Origin of the sequence: Flavobacterium sp. N1719 (assembly GCF_025947045.1) — a bacterium.
In the GTDB taxonomy this organism is placed as follows: Bacteria; Bacteroidota; Bacteroidia; order Flavobacteriales; family Flavobacteriaceae; genus Flavobacterium; species Flavobacterium stagni.
The window spans coordinates 1,557,411-1,576,598 of record NZ_CP109993.1; the positions used below are offsets into that span (position 1 = coordinate 1,557,411).

14 protein-coding genes, 2 tRNA genes and 3 rRNA genes are annotated in these 19,188 nt (G+C 40.9%); 10 read left to right on the forward strand and 9 right to left on the reverse strand.

All coding sequences use genetic code 11. The features are described 5' to 3' along the window. Positions 1–368 precede the first annotated feature (368 nt). From OLM45_RS06620 to rrf, 5 genes are all read left to right on the forward strand, one after another. A 16S ribosomal RNA gene (locus OLM45_RS06620) occupies positions 369–1,884 on the forward strand. A 90-nt stretch (positions 1,885–1,974) separates the two neighbouring features. Beyond that, positions 1,975–2,048: transfer RNA gene (locus tag OLM45_RS06625), tRNA-Ile, on the forward strand. Positions 2,049–2,135: 87 nt separating this feature from the next. Beyond that, positions 2,136–2,209 (forward strand) — tRNA-Ala (locus OLM45_RS06630). 167 nt (positions 2,210–2,376) lie between these two features. Next, positions 2,377–5,251 (forward strand): 23S ribosomal RNA (locus OLM45_RS06635). A gap of 120 nt (positions 5,252–5,371) precedes the next feature. Beyond that, a 5S ribosomal RNA gene (rrf, locus tag OLM45_RS06640) occupies positions 5,372–5,481 on the forward strand. The 16S, 23S and 5S rRNA genes sit together here with 2 tRNA genes alongside, the layout of an rRNA operon. A 341-nt stretch (positions 5,482–5,822) precedes the next feature. Here the strand turns inward: rrf and OLM45_RS06645 are convergent. Continuing rightward, the gene (locus tag OLM45_RS06645) at positions 5,823–6,266 is read right to left on the reverse strand and encodes a DUF4268 domain-containing protein (RefSeq protein ID WP_264509222.1); all 444 of its coding nucleotides are present in this window, start codon (positions 6,264–6,266) and stop codon (positions 5,823–5,825) included. 40 nt (positions 6,267–6,306) lie between these two features. Between OLM45_RS06645 and OLM45_RS06650 the strand changes: the two genes are divergently transcribed. Continuing rightward, positions 6,307–6,942: an NUDIX hydrolase gene (locus OLM45_RS06650; RefSeq protein ID WP_264509223.1), complete on the forward strand. Its 636-nt coding sequence runs from the start codon at positions 6,307–6,309 to the stop codon at positions 6,940–6,942. Positions 6,943–6,983: 41 nt separating this feature from the next. Beyond that, positions 6,984–7,787, forward strand: coding sequence for a lysophospholipid acyltransferase family protein (locus tag OLM45_RS06655; protein WP_129460695.1), 804 nt, complete (start codon positions 6,984–6,986; stop codon positions 7,785–7,787). A gap of 1 nt (position 7,788) precedes the next feature. On the opposite strand, the gene OLM45_RS06660 is transcribed toward OLM45_RS06655, so the two are convergent. Genes OLM45_RS06660 through OLM45_RS06670 form a run of 3 tightly spaced genes read right to left on the reverse strand, consistent with a single transcriptional unit; the run spans position 7,789 to position 9,758 of the window. Then, on the reverse strand, positions 7,789–8,640 hold the full coding sequence (locus tag OLM45_RS06660; protein WP_264509225.1) for a TraB/GumN family protein: 852 nt from the start codon (positions 8,638–8,640) through the stop codon (positions 7,789–7,791). Next, complete coding sequence (locus tag OLM45_RS06665) at positions 8,640–9,257, reverse strand: hypothetical protein (RefSeq protein WP_264509227.1); 618 nt, start codon at positions 9,255–9,257, stop codon at positions 8,640–8,642. The genes OLM45_RS06660 and OLM45_RS06665 overlap by 1 nt, the downstream gene beginning before the upstream one ends. 6 nt (positions 9,258–9,263) lie before the next feature. After that, the gene (locus OLM45_RS06670; RefSeq protein WP_129460698.1) at positions 9,264–9,758 is read right to left on the reverse strand and encodes an RNA polymerase sigma factor; all 495 of its coding nucleotides are present in this window, start codon (positions 9,756–9,758) and stop codon (positions 9,264–9,266) included. A 237-nt stretch (positions 9,759–9,995) separates the two neighbouring features. Between OLM45_RS06670 and OLM45_RS06675 the strand changes: the two genes are divergently transcribed. Then, positions 9,996–11,300 carry an NAD(P)/FAD-dependent oxidoreductase gene (locus tag OLM45_RS06675; protein ID WP_264509229.1) on the forward strand — a complete coding sequence of 435 codons (1,305 nt, stop codon included), beginning with the start codon at positions 9,996–9,998 and terminating at the stop codon, positions 11,298–11,300. A 26-nt stretch (positions 11,301–11,326) separates the two neighbouring features. Then, the gene (locus tag OLM45_RS06680) at positions 11,327–12,565 is read left to right on the forward strand and encodes a hypothetical protein (RefSeq protein WP_264509230.1); all 1,239 of its coding nucleotides are present in this window, start codon (positions 11,327–11,329) and stop codon (positions 12,563–12,565) included. Positions 12,566–12,574: 9 nt separating this feature from the next. Here OLM45_RS06680 and OLM45_RS06685 read toward each other — a convergent pair whose 3' ends face one another. Further along, on the reverse strand, positions 12,575–13,618 hold the full coding sequence (locus OLM45_RS06685; protein ID WP_264509231.1) for a DUF3810 domain-containing protein: 1,044 nt from the start codon (positions 13,616–13,618) through the stop codon (positions 12,575–12,577). Between the two features lie 112 nt (positions 13,619–13,730). Between OLM45_RS06685 and OLM45_RS06690 the strand changes: the two genes are divergently transcribed. Further along, positions 13,731–15,191: an aminoacyl-histidine dipeptidase gene (locus tag OLM45_RS06690; RefSeq protein WP_264509232.1), complete on the forward strand. Its 1,461-nt coding sequence runs from the start codon at positions 13,731–13,733 to the stop codon at positions 15,189–15,191. 40 nt (positions 15,192–15,231) lie between these two features. Here OLM45_RS06690 and OLM45_RS06695 read toward each other — a convergent pair whose 3' ends face one another. The 4 genes from OLM45_RS06695 to OLM45_RS06710 all read right to left on the reverse strand — a co-directional run bounded on the left by OLM45_RS06695 (position 15,232) and on the right by OLM45_RS06710 (position 19,124). Next, positions 15,232–15,783 (reverse strand): PepSY-associated TM helix domain-containing protein, encoded by a 552-nt coding sequence (locus OLM45_RS06695; RefSeq protein WP_264509233.1) that lies wholly within the window; start codon positions 15,781–15,783, stop codon positions 15,232–15,234. Between the two features lie 10 nt (positions 15,784–15,793). Continuing rightward, entirely contained in the window at positions 15,794–17,995 is a 2,202-nt protein-coding gene (locus OLM45_RS06700) for a TonB-dependent siderophore receptor (RefSeq protein WP_264509234.1), read from the reverse strand. A gap of 155 nt (positions 17,996–18,150) precedes the next feature. Next, complete coding sequence (locus tag OLM45_RS06705) at positions 18,151–18,666, reverse strand: DUF6265 family protein (RefSeq protein WP_264509235.1); 516 nt, start codon at positions 18,664–18,666, stop codon at positions 18,151–18,153. After that, positions 18,663–19,124: a DUF6265 family protein gene (locus OLM45_RS06710; protein WP_264509236.1), complete on the reverse strand. Its 462-nt coding sequence runs from the start codon at positions 19,122–19,124 to the stop codon at positions 18,663–18,665. Before OLM45_RS06710 ends, OLM45_RS06705 begins: the two co-directional genes overlap by 4 nt. Positions 19,125–19,188 lie beyond the last annotated feature (64 nt).

Consider the following 19,188-nt stretch of genomic DNA (forward strand, 5'->3'; position numbering starts at 1 on the left):
GTTGTTTTGCGGTATTGGGTAGAAAAAAGTGGCGGTGTAAGTAGTTGGAAACAAGCCGATAGAAAAAAAGATAAAAAAAAGGTGATTTTAAATTTGGAATAAGAGGGAATAGGTTTCTATATTTGCACTCCCAAAACGGAAGAATTGGGGTTCGGGATTGAGGTAAAAGATTTCGAAAAAAAATTGCGAAAGTATTTGCTAATTAAAAAAAGAGTTTTACTTTTGCACCCGCTAACCGAGAGAGGTTGGTTGAATAAGAGAAGACAAGTTCATAGACATATTGGATTGACAGCAAAATAAGAGAGAGTAAGGCTAATTGAATCGATTAGAATTAAGCTAGAACCCGAGTCAAAAAAAATCAAAAATCTACGATGAAGAGTTTGATCCTGGCTCAGGATGAACGCTAGCGGCAGGCCTAACACATGCAAGTCGAGGGGTAGAAGGAGCTTGCTCCTTTGAGACCGGCGCACGGGTGCGTAACGCGTATGCAATCTACCTTTTACAGAGGGATAGCCCAGAGAAATTTGGATTAATACCTCATAGTATATATCATTCGCATGTTTGGTATATTAAAGTTCCAACGGTAAAAGATGAGCATGCGTCCCATTAGTTAGTTGGTAAGGTAACGGCTTACCAAGACGATGATGGGTAGGGGTCCTGAGAGGGAGATCCCCCACACTGGTACTGAGACACGGACCAGACTCCTACGGGAGGCAGCAGTGAGGAATATTGGTCAATGGACGCAAGTCTGAACCAGCCATGCCGCGTGCAGGAAGACGGTCCTATGGATTGTAAACTGCTTTTGTACGGGAAGAAACACTCCTACGTGTAGGAGCCTGACGGTACCGTAAGAATAAGGATCGGCTAACTCCGTGCCAGCAGCCGCGGTAATACGGAGGATCCAAGCGTTATCCGGAATCATTGGGTTTAAAGGGTCCGTAGGCGGTTTAATAAGTCAGTGGTGAAATCTGGTCGCTCAACGATCAAACTGCCATTGATACTGTTAGACTTGAATTACTGTGAAGTAACTAGAATATGTAGTGTAGCGGTGAAATGCTTAGATATTACATGGAATACCAATTGCGAAGGCAGGTTACTAACAGTTGATTGACGCTGATGGACGAAAGCGTGGGGAGCGAACAGGATTAGATACCCTGGTAGTCCACGCCGTAAACGATGGATACTAGTTGTTTGGAGCAATCTGAGTGACTAAGCGAAAGTGATAAGTATCCCACCTGGGGAGTACGAACGCAAGTTTGAAACTCAAAGGAATTGACGGGGGCCCGCACAAGCGGTGGAGCATGTGGTTTAATTCGATGATACGCGAGGAACCTTACCAAGGCTTAAATGGGAAACGACGTATTTGGAAACAGATATTTCTTCGGACGTTTTTCAAGGTGCTGCATGGTTGTCGTCAGCTCGTGCCGTGAGGTGTCAGGTTAAGTCCTATAACGAGCGCAACCCCTGTTGTTAGTTGCCAGCGAGTCATGTCGGGAACTCTAACAAGACTGCCAGTGTAAACTGTGAGGAAGGTGGGGATGACGTCAAATCATCACGGCCCTTACGCCTTGGGCTACACACGTGCTACAATGGACGGTACAGAGAGCAGCCACTACGCAAGTAGGAGCGAATCTATAAAACCGTTCTCAGTTCGGATCGGAGTCTGCAACTCGACTCCGTGAAGCTGGAATCGCTAGTAATCGGATATCAGCCATGATCCGGTGAATACGTTCCCGGGCCTTGTACACACCGCCCGTCAAGCCATGGAAGCTGGGGGTACCTGAAGTCGGTGACCGTAAGGAGCTGCCTAGGGTAAAACTAGTGACTGGGGCTAAGTCGTAACAAGGTAGCCGTACCGGAAGGTGCGGCTGGAACACCTCCTTTCTAGAGACGTTAAAGGGGAATTGATTTTAGGAAAAGAGATTAGTATTACTCTCGCTGTTAGTTCAAAAAAAAAGATAAGCATAATTACAGAGTCTCGTAGCTCAGCTGGTTAGAGTACTACACTGATAATGTAGGGGTCGGCAGTTCGAGTCTGCCCGGGACTACTGAAATGCTTAAAAAGGAAATTCTAGAGGTTGAGTAACCGTTTGAAGTACTGTTAACTGAAAACTGTTAACTGAACACTGGAAAACGGGGGATTAGCTCAGCTGGCTAGAGCGCCTGCCTTGCACGCAGGAGGTCATCGGTTCGACTCCGATATTCTCCACGAATTGATTTGAAGATTAATCAATTTGAAGATTTGAAGATTCATTTTCAAATTCTCAAATCATTAAATTTTCAAATTAATAAAAGTTCATTGACATATTGGGATAAGATAAAATACAAACAAAGTAGAAAGCACAGGCGCTTGCTAATTATAGTAAGCACCAACATACATAAGCAAAATAAGGGCGTATGGGGGATGCCTAGGCTCTCAGAGGCGATGAAGGACGTGATAAGCTGCGAAAAGCTGCGGGGATTGGCACACACGAGTTGATCCGCAGATATCCGAATGGGGCAACCCAATACATTGAAGATGTATTACTCCGATAGGAGGGCGAACCCGCTGAACTGAAACATCTAAGTAGGCGGAGGAGAAGAAAACAATAGTGATTGCGTGAGTAGTGGCGAGCGAAAGCGTAGGAGCCCAAACCAAAGTTGTTACGGCAATTTTGGGGTTGTAGGACCACGAGATTTGATGCTAACTGAACTGGAACTACCTGGAAAGGTAGACGATACAAGGTGATAGTCCTGTACAGGTAAGGGAAGTTATTGATAGTGGTATCCTGAGTAGGGCGGGGCACGTGAAACCCTGTCTGAATTTGCCGGGACCATCCGGTAAGGCTAAATACTCCTGAGAGACCGATAGTGAACCAGTACTGTGAAGGAAAGGTGAAAAGAACCGTGAATAACGGAGTGAAATAGAACCTGAAACCATACGCTTACAAGCGGTCGGAGCCCTTTAGAGGGGTGACGGCGTGCCTTTTGCATAATGAGCCTACGAGTTACCGTTGCTGGCAAGGATAAGTACTTCAGGTATGGATCCGTAGCGAAAGCGAGTCTGAATAGGGCGCTTGAGTCAGTAGTGGTAGACGCGAAACCGTGTGATCTACCCATGGGCAGGATGAAGCTGTGGTAACACATAGTGGAGGTCCGAACCGGTTGACGTTGAAAAGTCTTCGGATGACCTGTGGGTAGGGGTGAAAGGCCAATCAAACTCGGAAATAGCTCGTACTCCCCGAAATGCATTTAGGTGCAGCGCTGATGTTGAGTTATATAGAGGTAGAGCTACTGATTGGATGCGGGGGCTTCACCGCCTACCAATTCCTGACAAACTCCGAATGCTATATAATATAATCAGCAGTGAGGGCATGGGTGCTAAGGTCCATGTCCGAGAGGGAAAGAACCCAGACCATCAGCTAAGGTCCCCAAATGTATGCTAAGTTGAACAAACGCGGTTTGTCTGCATTGACAGCTAGGATGTTGGCTTGGAAGCAGCCATTCATTTAAAGAGTGCGTAACAGCTCACTAGTCGAGCGGACGAGCATGGATAATAATCGGGCATAAGTATACTACCGAAGCTATGGACAGAATATTCTGTGGTAGGGGAGCATTCTAACAGGGCCGAAGGTGTAGCGTGAGCTATGCTGGACTGGTTAGAAAAGAAAATGTAGGCATAAGTAACGATAATGCGGGCGAGAAACCCGCACACCGTAAGACTAAGGTTTCCTCAGCTATGCTAATCAGCTGAGGGTTAGTCGGGGCCTAAGGCGAATCCGAAAGGAGTAGTCGATGGATAACGGGTTAATATTCCCGTACTACTTATAATTGTGATGGGGTGACGGAGTGATGAAAGTACCGCCAACTGACGGAATAGTTGGTTAAAGTACGTAACTAAAGGCCTTGTAGTTAAATGCGCAGGGACTGGTGAAATACGATAGTACACGGCGTCTTCGGACAAAGTGATAGTGTACCTAAGGGCTTCCAAGAAAAACCTCTAAACTTAGATTATAAGTACCCGTACCGTAAACCGACACAGGTAGTCGAGGAGAGAATCCTAAGGTGCTCGAGAGATTCATGGCTAAGGAATTAGGCAAAATAGACCTGTAACTTCGGGAGAAAGGTCGCCAGCAGCAATGCTGGCCGCAGTAAAAAGGTCCAGGCGACTGTTTATCAAAAACACAGGGCTCTGCAAAATCGTAAGATGAAGTATAGGGCCTGACACCTGCCCGGTGCTGGAAGGTTAAGAGGAGATGTTATCTTCGGAGAAGCATTGAATTGAAGCCCCAGTAAACGGCGGCCGTAACTATAACGGTCCTAAGGTAGCGAAATTCCTTGTCGGGTAAGTTCCGACCTGCACGAATGGTGTAACGATCTGGACACTGTCTCAGCCATGAGCTCGGTGAAATTGTAGTATCGGTGAAGATGCCGATTACCCGCAGTGGGACGAAAAGACCCTGTGCACCTTTACTATAGCTTAGTATTGACCTTGGATAAGTGATGTGTAGGATAGGTGGGAGACTATGAACCGGGTTCGCCAGGATTCGGGGAGTCATTGTTGAAATACCACCCTTTGCTTATCTGAGGCCTAACCCCGTATTGCGGGGGACATTGCTTGGTGGGTAGTTTGACTGGGGTGGTCGCCTCCAAAAGAGTAACGGAGGCTTCTAAAGGTTCCCTCAGCACGCTTGGTAACCGTGCGTAGAGTGCAATGGCATAAGGGAGCTTGACTGAGAGACATACAGGTCGATCAGGTACGAAAGTAGAGCATAGTGATCCGGTGGTTCCGCATGGAAGGGCCATCGCTCAAAGGATAAAAGGTACGCCGGGGATAACAGGCTGATCTCCCCCAAGAGCTCATATCGACGGGGGGGTTTGGCACCTCGATGTCGGCTCGTCACATCCTGGGGCTGGAGAAGGTCCCAAGGGTTGGGCTGTTCGCCCATTAAAGTGGCACGCGAGCTGGGTTCAGAACGTCGTGAGACAGTTCGGTCTCTATCTACTGCGGGCGTTAGAAATTTGAGTGGATCTGATTCTAGTACGAGAGGACCGAATTGGACTGACCTCTAGTGTATCTGTTGTCTCGCCAGGGGCACCGCAGAGTAGCTACGTCGGGAAGGGATAAGCGCTGAAAGCATATAAGCGCGAAACCCACCACAAGATGAGATTTCTTTTAAGGGTCGTGGAAGATGACCACGTTGATAGGCTATAGGTGTAAAGGCAGTAATGTCATAGCCGAGTAGTACTAATAACCCGTAAGCTTATGTATCGATACCGTCCCGAGCAATCGGGACGGGTCAGCTTTGTTCTTTTATCTTATCTTAGTATGTTAAAATATAAGCGTAGCAATACGCGCTTTAGCTAATCCGATTAGCTCAAAGCCACAACTTAAGGTGGTTATTGCGTCGGGGCTCACCTCTTCCCATTCCGAACAGAGAAGTTAAGCCCGACTGCGCAGATGGTACTGCATAACTGTGGGAGAGTATGTCGCCGCCTTCTTTTAGTGAGGCCCTTCAATTTGAAGGGCCTCATTTTTTTTATCCGTGCGGCGGAATGAATTATGAATTATAAATGATAAATGATTCGTAGTGCCTGTTCATTAGCAGGTAAAAAAAATGTTGATAAACGCACTCACCCGCGTGAGGGATATTAGTGAAAAGCCCACAGCGCAGTGCAACGGAGCGCGGACTTGCAACGGATAGCCCGACCCGGAGGGGCACGCTAAAAAAATTAGGAATTTTAAATTATGAATGTTAGATTCTAAACTCTAAACTCTGAAATCTAAACTCTGAAATCTAAACTCTGAAATCTAAATTCTAAAATCTAAATTCTAAGTTTATTTAGGTGTTTAAGTCAAGATCGCGAATGTAATCTTCGTATTCCATAAAGAACTCTTCAAAAGCAGCCATTTTTATCGCAAAAAAAGCATGAATTCGTGGCCAATCTTCACGACGGTTCATGTTCACACCCTCCATTTCAACCCAAATCCGACTAATTGTTTTTCCATTTTCTAAGTCCAAATGTCGTGCAAATTGAGCATCCGCAACATGCTCCTCATGTAATAAGGTGCGCAACGATTCTATCTTTTCGTAGTAAATTTTACGCTTTTCCTCATCTTTAGGTTCGATATCCAATTGAACCCGCGCACTTTTTGTATCCACAAAGAATTTAAAAGCAACATCTTTAATTTGCGTGTCGTACAATAGCCACTTTCTCGGATAATTTTCCGAAAATTGGGACCAAAATTCACGTTTCAATTGTTGTTTTTCTTCTTTGCTGTACATGCAGTTTTTTTTTGGTAAATTTAGAAATTATTACGCAGCTATGGAATTTCAACGTTTTCTTTCTTTATTACCTCAATTGCAGCACGATGACTTACCAGCGACTGCTGCCCATGAGAAAATAGTACCTGAAATTCGCAAATTAGAACTGCAAGCGGGTTATGATGTCAAAAATGCCCGCAAAGCCGCTGTCCTCATGCTGTGCTATCCCCATAAAGAGACTACTTATTTTGTTTTGATTCAGCGCAACAGTTACCCCGGTGTGCATTCTTCGCAAATGGCATTTCCGGGAGGGAAGGTCGAACAAGAAGACGCCACATTATTGCAAACCGCTTTGCGAGAAGCTTGGGAGGAGGTGGGTGTACATCCTTCGGGAGTGGAATTTATTAAAGCTTATACCGAAGTCTTTATTCCGCCCAGTAATTTTTTAGTGGCACCGTTTTTAGCCTATACCACAGAGCGACCCAAATTTGTCTTGCAAATTGAAGAAGTTTCGGATATTTTAGAAGTTCCCTTGGCCCAATTACTCGATGACTCCAACGTAACGCAAACCACCTTGACCACTTCGTATGCCACGGATATCCTTGTTCCTGCTTTTGAATTGGAAGGGAAAATTGTGTGGGGTGCCACGGCAATGATGTTAAGCGAACTGAAAGAGAGTCTTAAAAAATTGGTGTAATCTTCAATTTTTGGTATCTTTAGACCCCTTGGAAAAATGATATGGGACTATTGAAACGCAATCCTTTTGGACATATTTTATTTTTAAAAAAATGGTTAATCCGGATCGCCGGTACATTGACGCATCGCCGCTATCGGGGGTTCAACGAACTCCAAATCGAGGGCTCTGAAATCATTCGTCAATTGCCCGATACTAACGTACTTTTTATTTCCAATCACCAAACTTATTTTGCCGATGTGGTGGCCATGTTTCACGTATTCAATGCGAGTCTGAGTGGGCGACAGGATAACATCAAGAATGTGGGCTATCTATGGCAACCCAAATTGAATATTTATTATGTGGCGGCAAGTGAGACAATGAAATCGGGTTTGCTTCCTAAAATTTTAGCTTATGCCGGAGCGATAACTGTTGAACGAACTTGGCGAGCTGGCGGTAAAGACATTTGTGAAAAAAAAGCCGTTAATCCCAACGATACGGAAAACATCATGAAAGCCTTGGAAGATGGGTGGGTGATTACCTTTCCACAAGGTACCACGAAATCGTTCAAACCTGTACGTAAAGGGACAGCTCATATTATTAAAACACACAAACCCATTGTTGTGCCCATTGTGATTGATGGTTTCCGACGCTCGTTTGATAAAAAAGGGCTTCGTATCAAGAAAAAGAATATTCTTCAATCGTTTATTATCAAAGAACCATTGGAAATTGATTACGATAACGAGTCCATTGACTCTATTGTGGAAAAAATCGAATATGCCATTGAACAACATCCTTCGTTTCTAAAAGTGATTCCGACCGCTGTATTGGAAGAGCAAGAAAAATTAAATGAATTGCGCCGTTGGTAACTTACAGTACGGGTTCGACTTTGTATCCCAGCTCTTTTAATAATTGAATCACCCCATTTTTACCACCCAAATGCGCTGCGCCAACTCCGATGAAAGTAGTTTTGGCCTGAATTATTTTGGGAATGCGCTCTTGCCAGTTTTTGTTGCGTTTGACCAATAAATCGTCTTCAAATTTGGCATAGGTTTTATTTTCAACCTCATTCATATAGTGGTAAAGTCCCTCAATGTCTTCTTCCTGGTATAACTTCGTTAGTTTGTCGGTTTCCGCTTTGTCAAGTTCTGTATTTTTCTGACTCATAGCATATAAATCCTTCACTTGATCTTTGTAAGGAATCGCATTAAAGGCATTCATTTGCTCCTCTACCGATTCCAGTCCAATCACCTCTTCACTTTGTGCTTTACTCACTTGCATCAAAGCCGATTCTATAGATTGTGATGTACAGGCTAAAAGTTTTGGATACAACATGGATGTTATAAATAACGGCTGCACACGATTCAACATTTTAGCCGACATTCCCAAATTCTTTTTCAAATAAACATCCAAACTTTTAAACTCATCCGGAGTTAATAAGGAATCCAAACGAACATTGTTTTTCATGTACATGTGCTTCAATACCTCCAATTGCATTTGGGAATCATCCATATCCAATTCAAGACACAATTGCTCCGTATTGTCCAACGCCTGAAGCACTTTGGATTTCAATGTGGCATCACAAGTCATGTGTATCGTGCCAAAAAGATAAGAAGGCGCTTGTAAACCGTTTCCCGAAATTTTCCACAAAAGCGTTTTGGGCGTTTGCGCTCCCGCGATTACTCCCAAAAGAATACCGACAACTGCAAAAACTTTTTTCATTACAAATCAATTTTTTTAAGTTCGTTGTAATTGCGATACAAACGCTTCATCAACGTACCATAAATCAAGTAGTAAAACAAGGCAGCGACCCCAAAAAAGATCAACAAGAAAACAATCATAATGATCACTGCAATCACCATCGCTTTGGTATTGTGTGACAATTCTTGAATTTTTGGATTCACCATAATGGCCATGACAAAACCAGAAATGGCACTCAACACCATCATCCCCAAATTGTAACCCACATAGTATTTTACAGTGCGACGCGTACGCACAATATCGGCCATCAATTTTTTGGTGGCGTTAGTGGCGGAAATCGTTCGGTAATTTTTATAAAACAAATAGATAAAAACGGCAGTCACGATAAAGTTGACAACCGTCAATACTTTGAAATACGGAATCATAAATTCCGAGTGATTCTTAATCAAATACTCATCGGTATTAAAACAAAAGCTAATAGCCGTCCACAAGGTAACTTCCAAAATACTAATAATCAAAATCCACTTCACAATAGAGGACGATTTCTTATGGAGCATTTTATAGATATCCATTTCCTGCAACTGCGGAAACGGGTTGTTTTTATTCCAATCTTTTTTCAGTAAATCCAATTCTTCCATGGCTACTTACGGGTTTAATATTTTTTTTAATTTTCCTTTGATTCGGTTCATTTTCACACGGGCATTGACTTCACTAATCCCCAAAGTTTCCGAGATTTCAGTGTAGTCTTTGTCCTCCAAATACATAAAGATCAAGGCTTTTTCAATGTCGTTCAGCTGGTGAATGGCCTGGTACATGAGCTTGAGTTGTTCTTCTTCTTCCGGATTGTAATCCTCTTGTTTGATAAAATAACTCGCTTTTTCAAAATCAACCGTTGCCACCGTTCGCGTGTTTTTGCGATACAACGTAATCGCAGTATTCAACGCCACCCGATAGGCCCAGGTAGAAAATTTGGCTTCACCCCTGAATTTTGGAAAGGCTTTCCAAAGCTGAATCGTGATTTCTTGAAACAAATCATTGTGCGCATCCTCGTTGTTGGTATACAAACGACAAATTTTGTGGACAATGTTTTGATTGTCCGTCAACTGCTTTACAAAGGATTTTTCTAATGAATCACTCATGCCGTGTTAGTCCGAGTCGGTCTAATTTTGTTACAAGATACTTCTTTTTTTATTGGGAGCAGCCGTTTTTTCTTCAATCAATTGCCTTCCCGTCGTCCGCGCTACACGCCTGCCTAACGGCTACGGCGGGGTAGCTTGCTTCCACCGGGTCTAATCATCAAGTGCCAATTTTTTAAGTCCGATTTAACGACAACTCCCTGCGATTCTTCGTAAATTTGAGTATAATTTTTCAACCCTATGAATATTCCCAATTCCACAAAGCAACGCGTCGTCATTATCGGTGGCGGTTTCGCCGGAATAACACTTGCCAAACAACTCAACCGACAAAATCTACAAGTCGTTTTAATCGATAAACACAATTACCATACGTTCCAACCCTTGCTGTATCAAGTAGCGACGGGCGGACTCGAAGCCGGTTCCATTGCGTACCCTTTACGGAAAGTCATTCAAGGGTTTCCCGACTTTTATTTCCGACTCACAACGGTGAAAGAAATCGATACCCAAAACCAAAAAATCATTTCCGAGATTGGCGATTTACACTACGATTACCTCGTTATCGCCACAGGTTCGAAAACCAATTATTTTGGTAATAAAGAAATCGAGCGCAACGCCATGTCCATGAAAACCATACCGCAATCGCTCAATATCCGCAGTTTGATTTTGGAAAATTTTGAACAAGCCGTTTTGTCCAATGACACGAGTGAGCGCAATGCACTCATGAATTTTGTATTGGTTGGTGCCGGACCCACAGGCGTAGAATTAGCGGGTGCGTTAGCCGAAATGAAACGCGCTATTTTACAAAAAGACTATCCCGATTTGGACATCCAAAAAATGCAAATTCATTTGATTCAAAGTGGTGATCGCGTATTGAATACCATGAGCGAGAAATCTTCAGCTGCATCTGAAGCTTTTTTAAAAAGCTTGGGTGTAAATGTCTGGAAAAACATGCGGGTACAAAGTTATGATGGGCGCACAGTGACTACCAATGTCGGTACCCAATTTGAAACAGCAACCGTAATTTGGACCGCGGGCGTTCAAGGGGCTTGTCCTGCTGGTTTACCCGCTTCAAGTTTGGTGAGTCAGGTCAATCGCATTCGGGTGAATGCCTACAATCAAGTAATTGGTTTCGAAAATATATTTGCTATTGGCGACATTGCTTCCATGGAAACTCCCGATTTTCCGCAAGGACATCCCATGATGGCGCAACCGGCCATGCAACAGGGTGCACTTCTTGGTAAAAATCTACCCAAGATCCTACAAGGGAAAATGCCTGAGCCTTTCGTGTACAACGACAAAGGTTCGATGGCCACTATTGGGCGTAATTTGGCCGTAGTCGACTTACCCAAATACCATTTCAACGGGTTCTTCGCTTGGGTGGTGTGGATGTTGGTGCATTTATTCTCACTCATCGGATTTAAGAATAAAGCCGTTGTCTTTATGAATTGGGTATACAATTACATTCGCTTTGATCGCGAAGGAAGATTAATTGTAAGGCCGTTTAAAAAGAAAAGTTTTAGTACATTTACCACAGATGAATTGTAATTTATAAACCAAATTATTTTATTTTTATGAAACACTTTTTTTTATTCAATGCTCTTTTACTTTTTTTTACTGTATCAGCACAAAATTTTAAGCAAGGATATTTTATTGATAAATCAGGGAATAAAACCGAATGCTTAATTACTACAGACATTATCAATGAAAGTCCGGACGGAAATTTAACTTATCGATTGCAGGATAAAGGGACTATAAATACTATTGATTGTTATGGTCTTTCAGAAATTGCAATAACTAATGTAATTGTTTACAAAAAGTATAATGTTAAAGTTGAAACCTCTTCAAAAAGGCAAAGTGAATTAACGGCTTATAAAAATTTAGATTTAGTCAATAAAGATGTTTTCCTAGAAGTGATGGAGAAAGGAAAATTAACATTATTAGGTTTAGTTGATAATAATAATCTCCAATTTTATTATTTAAAAGAAGGAATGGAAACTCCAGAACTTCTAGATTATAAAGAATATATGGGAGGTGAATCTAAATCATATATCCTAAAAAATGAATTTTATAAACAAGAGTTGTTAAATATTATGGTGGATGCTGGATTTTCAGATCAAGATGTGTTTAAAGTGGCTTACACCAAAAATGAAATGGTTGATTTGTTTAAAAAATACAATTTAGTTTTTGGAGGTCGAGTTGAAATGAATACCACCGAAAGAAAATCAACTTCTCCAATAAAATTTTTTATAAAACCGAGGATTGGATTTAGTATGATTAGTGCAAGTAGTCTTTATTCTGATAAAAGTGCTGTCCAAAACCCTTATAGTAAGTCTGAATTTTCTTCTAAGTTTGTTCCAGAAATTGGATTTGAAGCAGAGTTAAAGGTGAAAAATGCGCTTAGCTTTTTTTTAGTTACATCTTATCATTCGGTTAAAATGAATTCAGATCAAATTATTTACGGAAATTTTTCACCTATCCAAACAATTGAAACAGAATTAAAATGTTCAAGTGTTCGATTTATTTTAGGAATTAGAAAATATTTTGAAATACACAAGAATTATAATATTTATGTAAACGGTTTAGGTGTTTTTGAAATGGTTAGTAAAGATAGCTACTCTAAAACTATGCCTTCAAAATTTAATTTAAATAATGAAATTGGTTTAGGATTAGGTTTAGGATTGCAATTTTTTAAGCGAACATTTGTAGAAGTCAATTATGAATTTAAAAGAAATTTAACTTCAGATTATCAGTTTTTAAATACTCCATTCTCTACATTATCACTTTCTTTCATGTATAGTTTAAATAAATAATCATTTGTTCTATAGTTTGTAGGATATCAACAACCCCACAAACTTACTATATCCTTCCATGCCGTCTTTTTGTTGATTGATTTTGAGAAAACGATCATAGAAACTGTGAAACCCTTTGTCTATAAAGGTGTCGTATTGGTTCCAGAATTGCTCACTTTCTTTAAAATTGTCCAAAACGCCGGCATGGATTTTTACTTTTAATTGATCAAATGCCTCTGGGTCTTGTTGCGCCAACGCATTCATGCAATATTTCAAAGCAGCCGTACAAGCACTGTATTGGAAATACAAATCAGGATGGTGGTAACCCGCTAAGAATCCAATAAAATTGCATTCACTTTCACTGGCTAATCCGGTTTGATGGGCCATTTCATGACAAATCACATTGCTTTGGGTGTACTTGGGCATCAAGGTATTGACTTGTGCTTCATGGGTAAACGGATTCAAATAGCCGGAGAAACCCATATATGACAACGGACTTTTCCATAAACTCGACTTCACCGAGCGAACGCCGTAGCGGATTTCAGGATGAATTTGTGCCAACGCTTTATACCCTTCAGTTCCTTTGGATAAAAGTTCGGTCTCCGAATACGGAACCACCACTTTCTGTTTCGGATTTTTGGTAATCAGAAGTTGAATAGCATTGGTTTTTTCAACCAATTTTTCTGTGAATTCCCGCAATTCAACAGCGGTGTATTGGGGTTCCAAATGCCATTTTTCAGCCAAGGGTAAGCGGTAGTAATTCAATCCCCAACTGACTTGAAAGAAAAAATAAAAGCCCGCGAGAAAAGTCCCCAACCGACGCATTTTTTCTTTACCTGTTGTTTTTTTCCAACGTAAAAGCGAAACGATTCCTGAGAGTAAAAGAATCCCATAGCAAACATCACCAATAGAAAAAGTAAAGTATGCGGAAAATCCGCGAATAACAGCATCCCACCAACGGTAAAAACCAGTGCTATAAAGTCGCTCAACGGTTTCAGGATACAACGCAATCCATTGCACCAACAGAATTTGTATGCCCAAACTGATCCAACCGCAATATGGATTTTTCTTCACCTTTATTATTTTTAGGTAAATGTACGGGAAAGCCTTTTTGCACCCAACATTCTTTGTAACTTTGACCTTCGTTTTTCGACCAACTAAAACGACACGAATTAAATACATTACCATGAGTCAAGAAGTAAGAAATCTGGAGCCGAAAGCGCTTTGGAATAAATTTTCCGATTTAAATGCGGTGCCGCGTCCTTCCAAAAAAGAAGAGCGTGTAATCGAATTCATGAAAAATTTCGGAAACAGTTTAGGATTAGAAACGTTTGAAGATGAAATTCGTAATGTCTTCATCCGAAAACCAGCCACTCCGGGCATGGAAAACCGTAAGCCGATTGTGATGCAAGCACATTTGGATATGGTGCACCAAAAAAATAATGACACCGATTTTGATTTTGATACCCAAGGCATTCAAATGTATGTGGACGGCGATTGGGTGCGTGCTAAAGGAACTACTTTAGGAGCCGACAACGGTTTAGGAGTAGCAGCTATCATGGCTATTTTAGAAAGTAAAGATATTCCGCATCCTGCAATTGAAGCCCTTTTTACCATCGATGAAGAAACCGGTATGACCGGAGCTTTAAATTTGAAAGGCGGCATTCTTCAGGGTGAGATTTTGTTAAATCTCGATACCGAAGAAGACGATGAGATCGATATTGGTTGTGCCGGTGGAGTTGATGTAACAGCTACTCGTGTTTACAATGAAGACGAAGTGCCCGATGGTTCGACTGGATATACCATAACTGTAAAAGGGTTAAACGGTGGCCACTCCGGAATGGATATTCATAAAGGATTAGGTAATGCCAACAAAATTATGAACCGTTTGTTGTTTGACGGATTTGAAAACTTCGGGTTGCAAATCGCAGAAATTAACGGGGGAAGTTTGCGCAATGCCATTCCACGTGAAAGTGTTGCCAAAGTAATCATTGCTTCAATGTATGACGAAGTTTTCGAATTTGAAATGCAAGAAGTCATCAACGACATTAAAGCCGAGTTCAAAACGACTGAACCCAACTTACAAATAATCATTGAAAAATCGGAATTGCCTACAAAAATTATGGATTTGGGTGTGCAAGAAGGCTTACTACGCGCTATTTATGCCGCGCATAACGGCGTATATCGCATGAGTGCAGACATGGCAGATTTAGTGGAAACTTCAAACAATATTGCTCGTGTTATAGTGAAAGAAGGTCAAATCACGATTCAATGTTTGACCCGCTCTTCAGTAGAAACATCAAAATTTGATTTGGCAAATGCTTTGCGTTCCGCTTTTGAATTAATTGGCTGTGAAGTGAATTTCGGAGGAAGTTATCCAGGTTGGACACCCAATGTCAATTCAGAGATTTTGAAAGTATTGGTTGATATCTACGAAAAACAAAATGGGGCAAAACCCAATGTTGTAGCGTGTCACGCCGGGTTAGAATGTGGGATTTTAGGAACCAATTATCCTAAAATGGATATGATATCTTTCGGACCTACAATTCACGGTGCGCACAGTCCGGATGAGCGTGCGAGCATTTCTTCGTCACAAAAATTCTGGAAGTATTTACTAGAAATTTTAGCGAATATTCCGGTGAAATAATAAAAAAGCTCCCTTGTAATTTACAAGGGAGCTTCTTTTTTTAACCTAAAACAATAAGGAACAATAAAGGGAAAAGTAATCCAGCGAGGGCGAGTTTCCAACCTCTGCGCTTGAATGTAAATTTACCAGCCGGAATCATAATGGCACCGGTAATGGCTATAGTAATCAATGACAATCCAAAAATATCACTGTAGTAAATCCAAAAATTGGAGGTGCTTTTGTGTAATTTCATCACATGACTGATGATGGGGGTTTTTTCAAAAGCTTCGAGTTCGCCTTTGCCCGACTTTAAATCCACCTCCAATTCATGCTTTTCAAAGGCAACGCGGAGTTTTCCTTCTTTCACTTTGTGGCGTCTAACTTCATCTTCAATCCCCAGTTTTTTGCCGAGATTTTTGACAAAATCTTCTGAAATTTCGTCTTCATTTTGAGGTAGAATCACCGTTAAAGGTGTGGATGTAGTCGTGTATTTTTCAGGATGCCAATGTTCGCGATGGTTCATCATAATACCCGAAAAAGCAAAGGAAATAATTAAACCAATGTAGAAATACCCCAAATCCCGGTGTAATCCTCTAATTTTTGTTTGATTCATAGTTAACGTATTAAATTTTGTATTTCAAGGTGGCCATCACTTGTCGTGGCGCAATCGGATTGACACTGTAATTTTCGTGTACGGTATAATTCAACGCGTTGGTAATGTTGGATACTTTTACCAAAAGAGAAAACTTTTTCCAATCATAACCCGCAGATAAATCTACTGTGGTATAGTCGCTTAACGGAATAACCCGATCGCGAACTACCAAATTGCCGCTTTGTAAGATGTAATCGTTATTCCAACCGCCTAGACGACTTCCCATATAGAAAGCCATAGCTCCAAAAGTGACTCCTTTTAATTTTCCATTCGGAATTTTATAGAAAGTACTGAAATTGGCGGTTTGGTAAGGTGTTCGGGTTAAACGATCGCCTTCCACAAAATTACCTACTCCTGCTTCAGTTTTGGTAAAGCGCATGTCGTTATAACTAAATCCGGCCATCATTGTCCAACCCTTTAACGGGTAAGCAGAAAAGTCAAATTCAAATCCTTTACTTACAGTTTCACCACTCTGAATTTTGTAGTTTGTATTGGTGTTGGGAAGTCCGTTGACAAATGGAGCTGTTTGTACAAAATTATCATTAACAATGCTATAAATGGCAAAGTTCATGTTCAGTTTTTCCTTAATGAATTCCCGTTTGAATCCGGCTTCATATTGCGTAATTATGGAAGGTTTTACCACATTTCCTTCGGGTGTCAAACCTGTATTGGGTGTGAAGGAATTGGAGTAGCTCGCAAAAAATGACGTCTTGTTGTCGGGTTGAAAAATCAAACCTACTTTGGGTGAAAAGGCTTTGTCAATTCGCACAGGATCTTTGATTTGCGCATTTGGATCTGTTGCATACGAATTGTGGTTCCAAATGTTGGCTTCTTGCCATGACCAGCGTACTCCTAAAAATACTTTGAAATATTTAGGTAAGGAAATTAAATCTTGGGCATAGATGCCGAAACGATTGGTCGTGTTTTCTACCAAACGAGTTGCGGTGGCTGAAGGGATCGGACCCGTTCCTTGATTGAAATTGGCAAAATCATAAATATTACCTGAACCATAGGTGGTAGCACCCGTTGGAAAAGTAAACGTAAAAGTTTCGGTAAATGCATTTTCAAAATCGGCACCCGAAGTCAATTGATGTTTCAATTTTCCTGTGGTAAATTCTCCATTGATAAAGAATTGCTCCCCGTAAATACGTTCACTGTTTTCTTGTTGGCCAAGTGGACGCGACCAATCGCCGTTAGCAGCGGGTTGGATGCGGTCGGTACCGGTCCAAAAACGATAGTATTTCTGGTACGAACTGTTCGCGTTTAACGTCCATTTCTCTCGGATTTGGTATTTGAAAAATACTGAAGCTGTCGTTTGTTTGGTGGTTCCATTGGACCATTTTCCACCCAAATAAAGATTTCTAGGTAAATCAACAATCGTTTTTCCGATGATCGCCGTACCAAAATCGGGTGTCCAATCGTCTGCTAGATAATCAGCATTAACGTTGAGTTCCATTTTGGAATTGATTTTGTAAAGAAGTGACGGATTCACATAAATACGTTCGCGTTGCACCACATCACGGAAACTCTTCGAATTTTCATAGGAAGTGTTCAGTCGGTAGGCAAGGGATTTGGAAATTGGTCCATAAATATCCAATGAGGGTTTGTAAAAATCATAACTTCCTGCTTGAAAACTAGCTTCGCCGCCAAATTTGAATTGGGGTGTTTTAGTAACCAAATTGACCACACCGCCTGGAATCACATTTCCAAACAATAAGGCAGAATTCCCTTTTAAGAATTCGACCCGTTCCAAGGAAATTACTTCGGGAATTGATCCACTGCTTACGCGAAACCCATTTTTAAAAATATTGTTCGCACTCAAGTCGTAGCCTCTAGACCAAAACGATTCTTGTGCTCCACCGCGGGCCGAACCCACATACGCGCCGTTGACGTTTTTAATGACATCACTTAATCGAACAGCTTGTTGTTGGTAGATAACCGATTTGTCAATAGTTTGTACGTTTTGGGGTAAATCCATGACTTTAATCGTACTACGGGTAAGGGTTGGCTGAATTTTAAACGGATTTTTTTGAACCAACACTTCATCCAATTGAATGGCTGTTTTGTTTTTGATGGTATCTTTTTCTTTCCCTTTAGGAGTATCGCTATATTGTGCATGACAAAAGCTAAAAGTAAAAAGTGTAACGAGTAGTTTTGGGAGATATGTTTTCATTTATTTAGAATAATTAAAAATAAGACGATGCAAATGTAAAGTCTCGTTTTTAATTTTCAAAACTTATTTAGACTAAATTTAAATAATAATTTTAAAGTGAAGAAAATGAATGTATTGTGCAAAGAAAAAGGGACTCATACGGTCCCTTTTTAGTATTAATTTTCTGATTTGGTATTGGATTTCGTCCAAAGATATTGTTGAGTTTTTGGTTTTTTTAGAACCGTTCCACTTTCCGTTTGTTTGATTTTGCCGTCTTTTTGAAGTCGGAATTCAATTTTGGAGGGATAATCATTTTTAGGATTTTCGAACACAGCCAAACTGTCTGCATCTTTGGTTAGTTGAAAGGTGATGGGCGTATCTCCTTTTTCTCCTTGAACTGAAGTGGTATAAAACAAATGTTCGTCGCGTTGTTGTAATTCGATAGTTTCGCGATGCAAAGTGTCTTTTTTCTCTCCTTGAATAAAATAAGAAGTTCCTGAAAACGTACTGTCATTCTCCGTTTTCCATTGCAGCTGGAGCACACCCAACGAATCTTGAACTTCCCAATTGCCTTCTAAAAAAGCTGCTTTGTTCAATTCTACAAACCGAATTTCGTTACCAAAAGTGTCGTATTTTTTACAAGAAATAGCGATAAAGCCAAGTGCAAGTATCGATAAAATTATTTTTTTCATGGTTGCATTTTTTTCATAGGGAAAACTTCAGAAATTGGTTTTCCTTTTTGTGTTCCAAAGATAGTGGCTACAAGACTGTCTTCCGTGATTTTTTTATACTCAATCCGATTGGGGAAATCATGTTGTTTATTTTCAAAAATAAGAAGGCCATCGCTCAAGAGTGTAGAAGCAAATGTAACGGGTAATTCTTTGTTTTGATCGCGAACCGAAACGGTGTAATCCCAACCTTGGGTCGTTTTTGTTAAAATGATTCGCTCATAAAAAACCGTATCTTTTTTGACTAAAATAAAACTTTCAGCCGTCAAATGTTCGTCATCCAGCCGCTTCCAATTTTCGTTAAAATCCATCGATTTTGATGTGTTTCTCCAAGAGCCTTCCAACCATGCCATGTTAGGTTCCTTATGGGAACAACTTGAAATGGCCAGTGCAATTATGAATATAACTAGAAAACGACGCATATTTTTTACAATACTACAAATTTTATACGAAAAGGGAAACGTAGTCGGAATGATGGGCCTAAAA

Bases quoted from the DNA above. Each gene is read 5' to 3' on its own strand.
- OLM45_RS06645 (WP_264509222.1), bottom strand. From the start codon at position 6,266: ATGTACAGCAAAGAAGAAAAACAACAATTGAAACGTGAATTTTGGTCC.
- OLM45_RS06650 (WP_264509223.1), top strand. From the start codon at position 6,307: ATGGAATTTCAACGTTTTCTTTCTTTATTACCTCAATTGCAGCACGAT.
- OLM45_RS06655 (WP_129460695.1), top strand. From the start codon at position 6,984: ATGGGACTATTGAAACGCAATCCTTTTGGACATATTTTATTTTTAAAA.
- OLM45_RS06660 (WP_264509225.1), bottom strand. From the start codon at position 8,640: ATGAAAAAAGTTTTTGCAGTTGTCGGTATTCTTTTGGGAGTAATCGCG.
- OLM45_RS06665 (WP_264509227.1), bottom strand. From the start codon at position 9,257: ATGGAAGAATTGGATTTACTGAAAAAAGATTGGAATAAAAACAACCCG.
- OLM45_RS06670 (WP_129460698.1), bottom strand. From the start codon at position 9,758: ATGAGTGATTCATTAGAAAAATCCTTTGTAAAGCAGTTGACGGACAAT.
- OLM45_RS06675 (WP_264509229.1), top strand. From the start codon at position 9,996: ATGAATATTCCCAATTCCACAAAGCAACGCGTCGTCATTATCGGTGGC.
- OLM45_RS06680 (WP_264509230.1), top strand. From the start codon at position 11,327: ATGAAACACTTTTTTTTATTCAATGCTCTTTTACTTTTTTTTACTGTA.
- OLM45_RS06690 (WP_264509232.1), top strand. From the start codon at position 13,731: ATGAGTCAAGAAGTAAGAAATCTGGAGCCGAAAGCGCTTTGGAATAAA.
- OLM45_RS06695 (WP_264509233.1), bottom strand. From the start codon at position 15,783: ATGAATCAAACAAAAATTAGAGGATTACACCGGGATTTGGGGTATTTC.
- OLM45_RS06700 (WP_264509234.1), bottom strand. From the start codon at position 17,995: ATGAAAACATATCTCCCAAAACTACTCGTTACACTTTTTACTTTTAGC.
- OLM45_RS06705 (WP_264509235.1), bottom strand. From the start codon at position 18,666: ATGAAAAAAATAATTTTATCGATACTTGCACTTGGCTTTATCGCTATT.
- OLM45_RS06710 (WP_264509236.1), bottom strand. From the start codon at position 19,124: ATGCGTCGTTTTCTAGTTATATTCATAATTGCACTGGCCATTTCAAGT.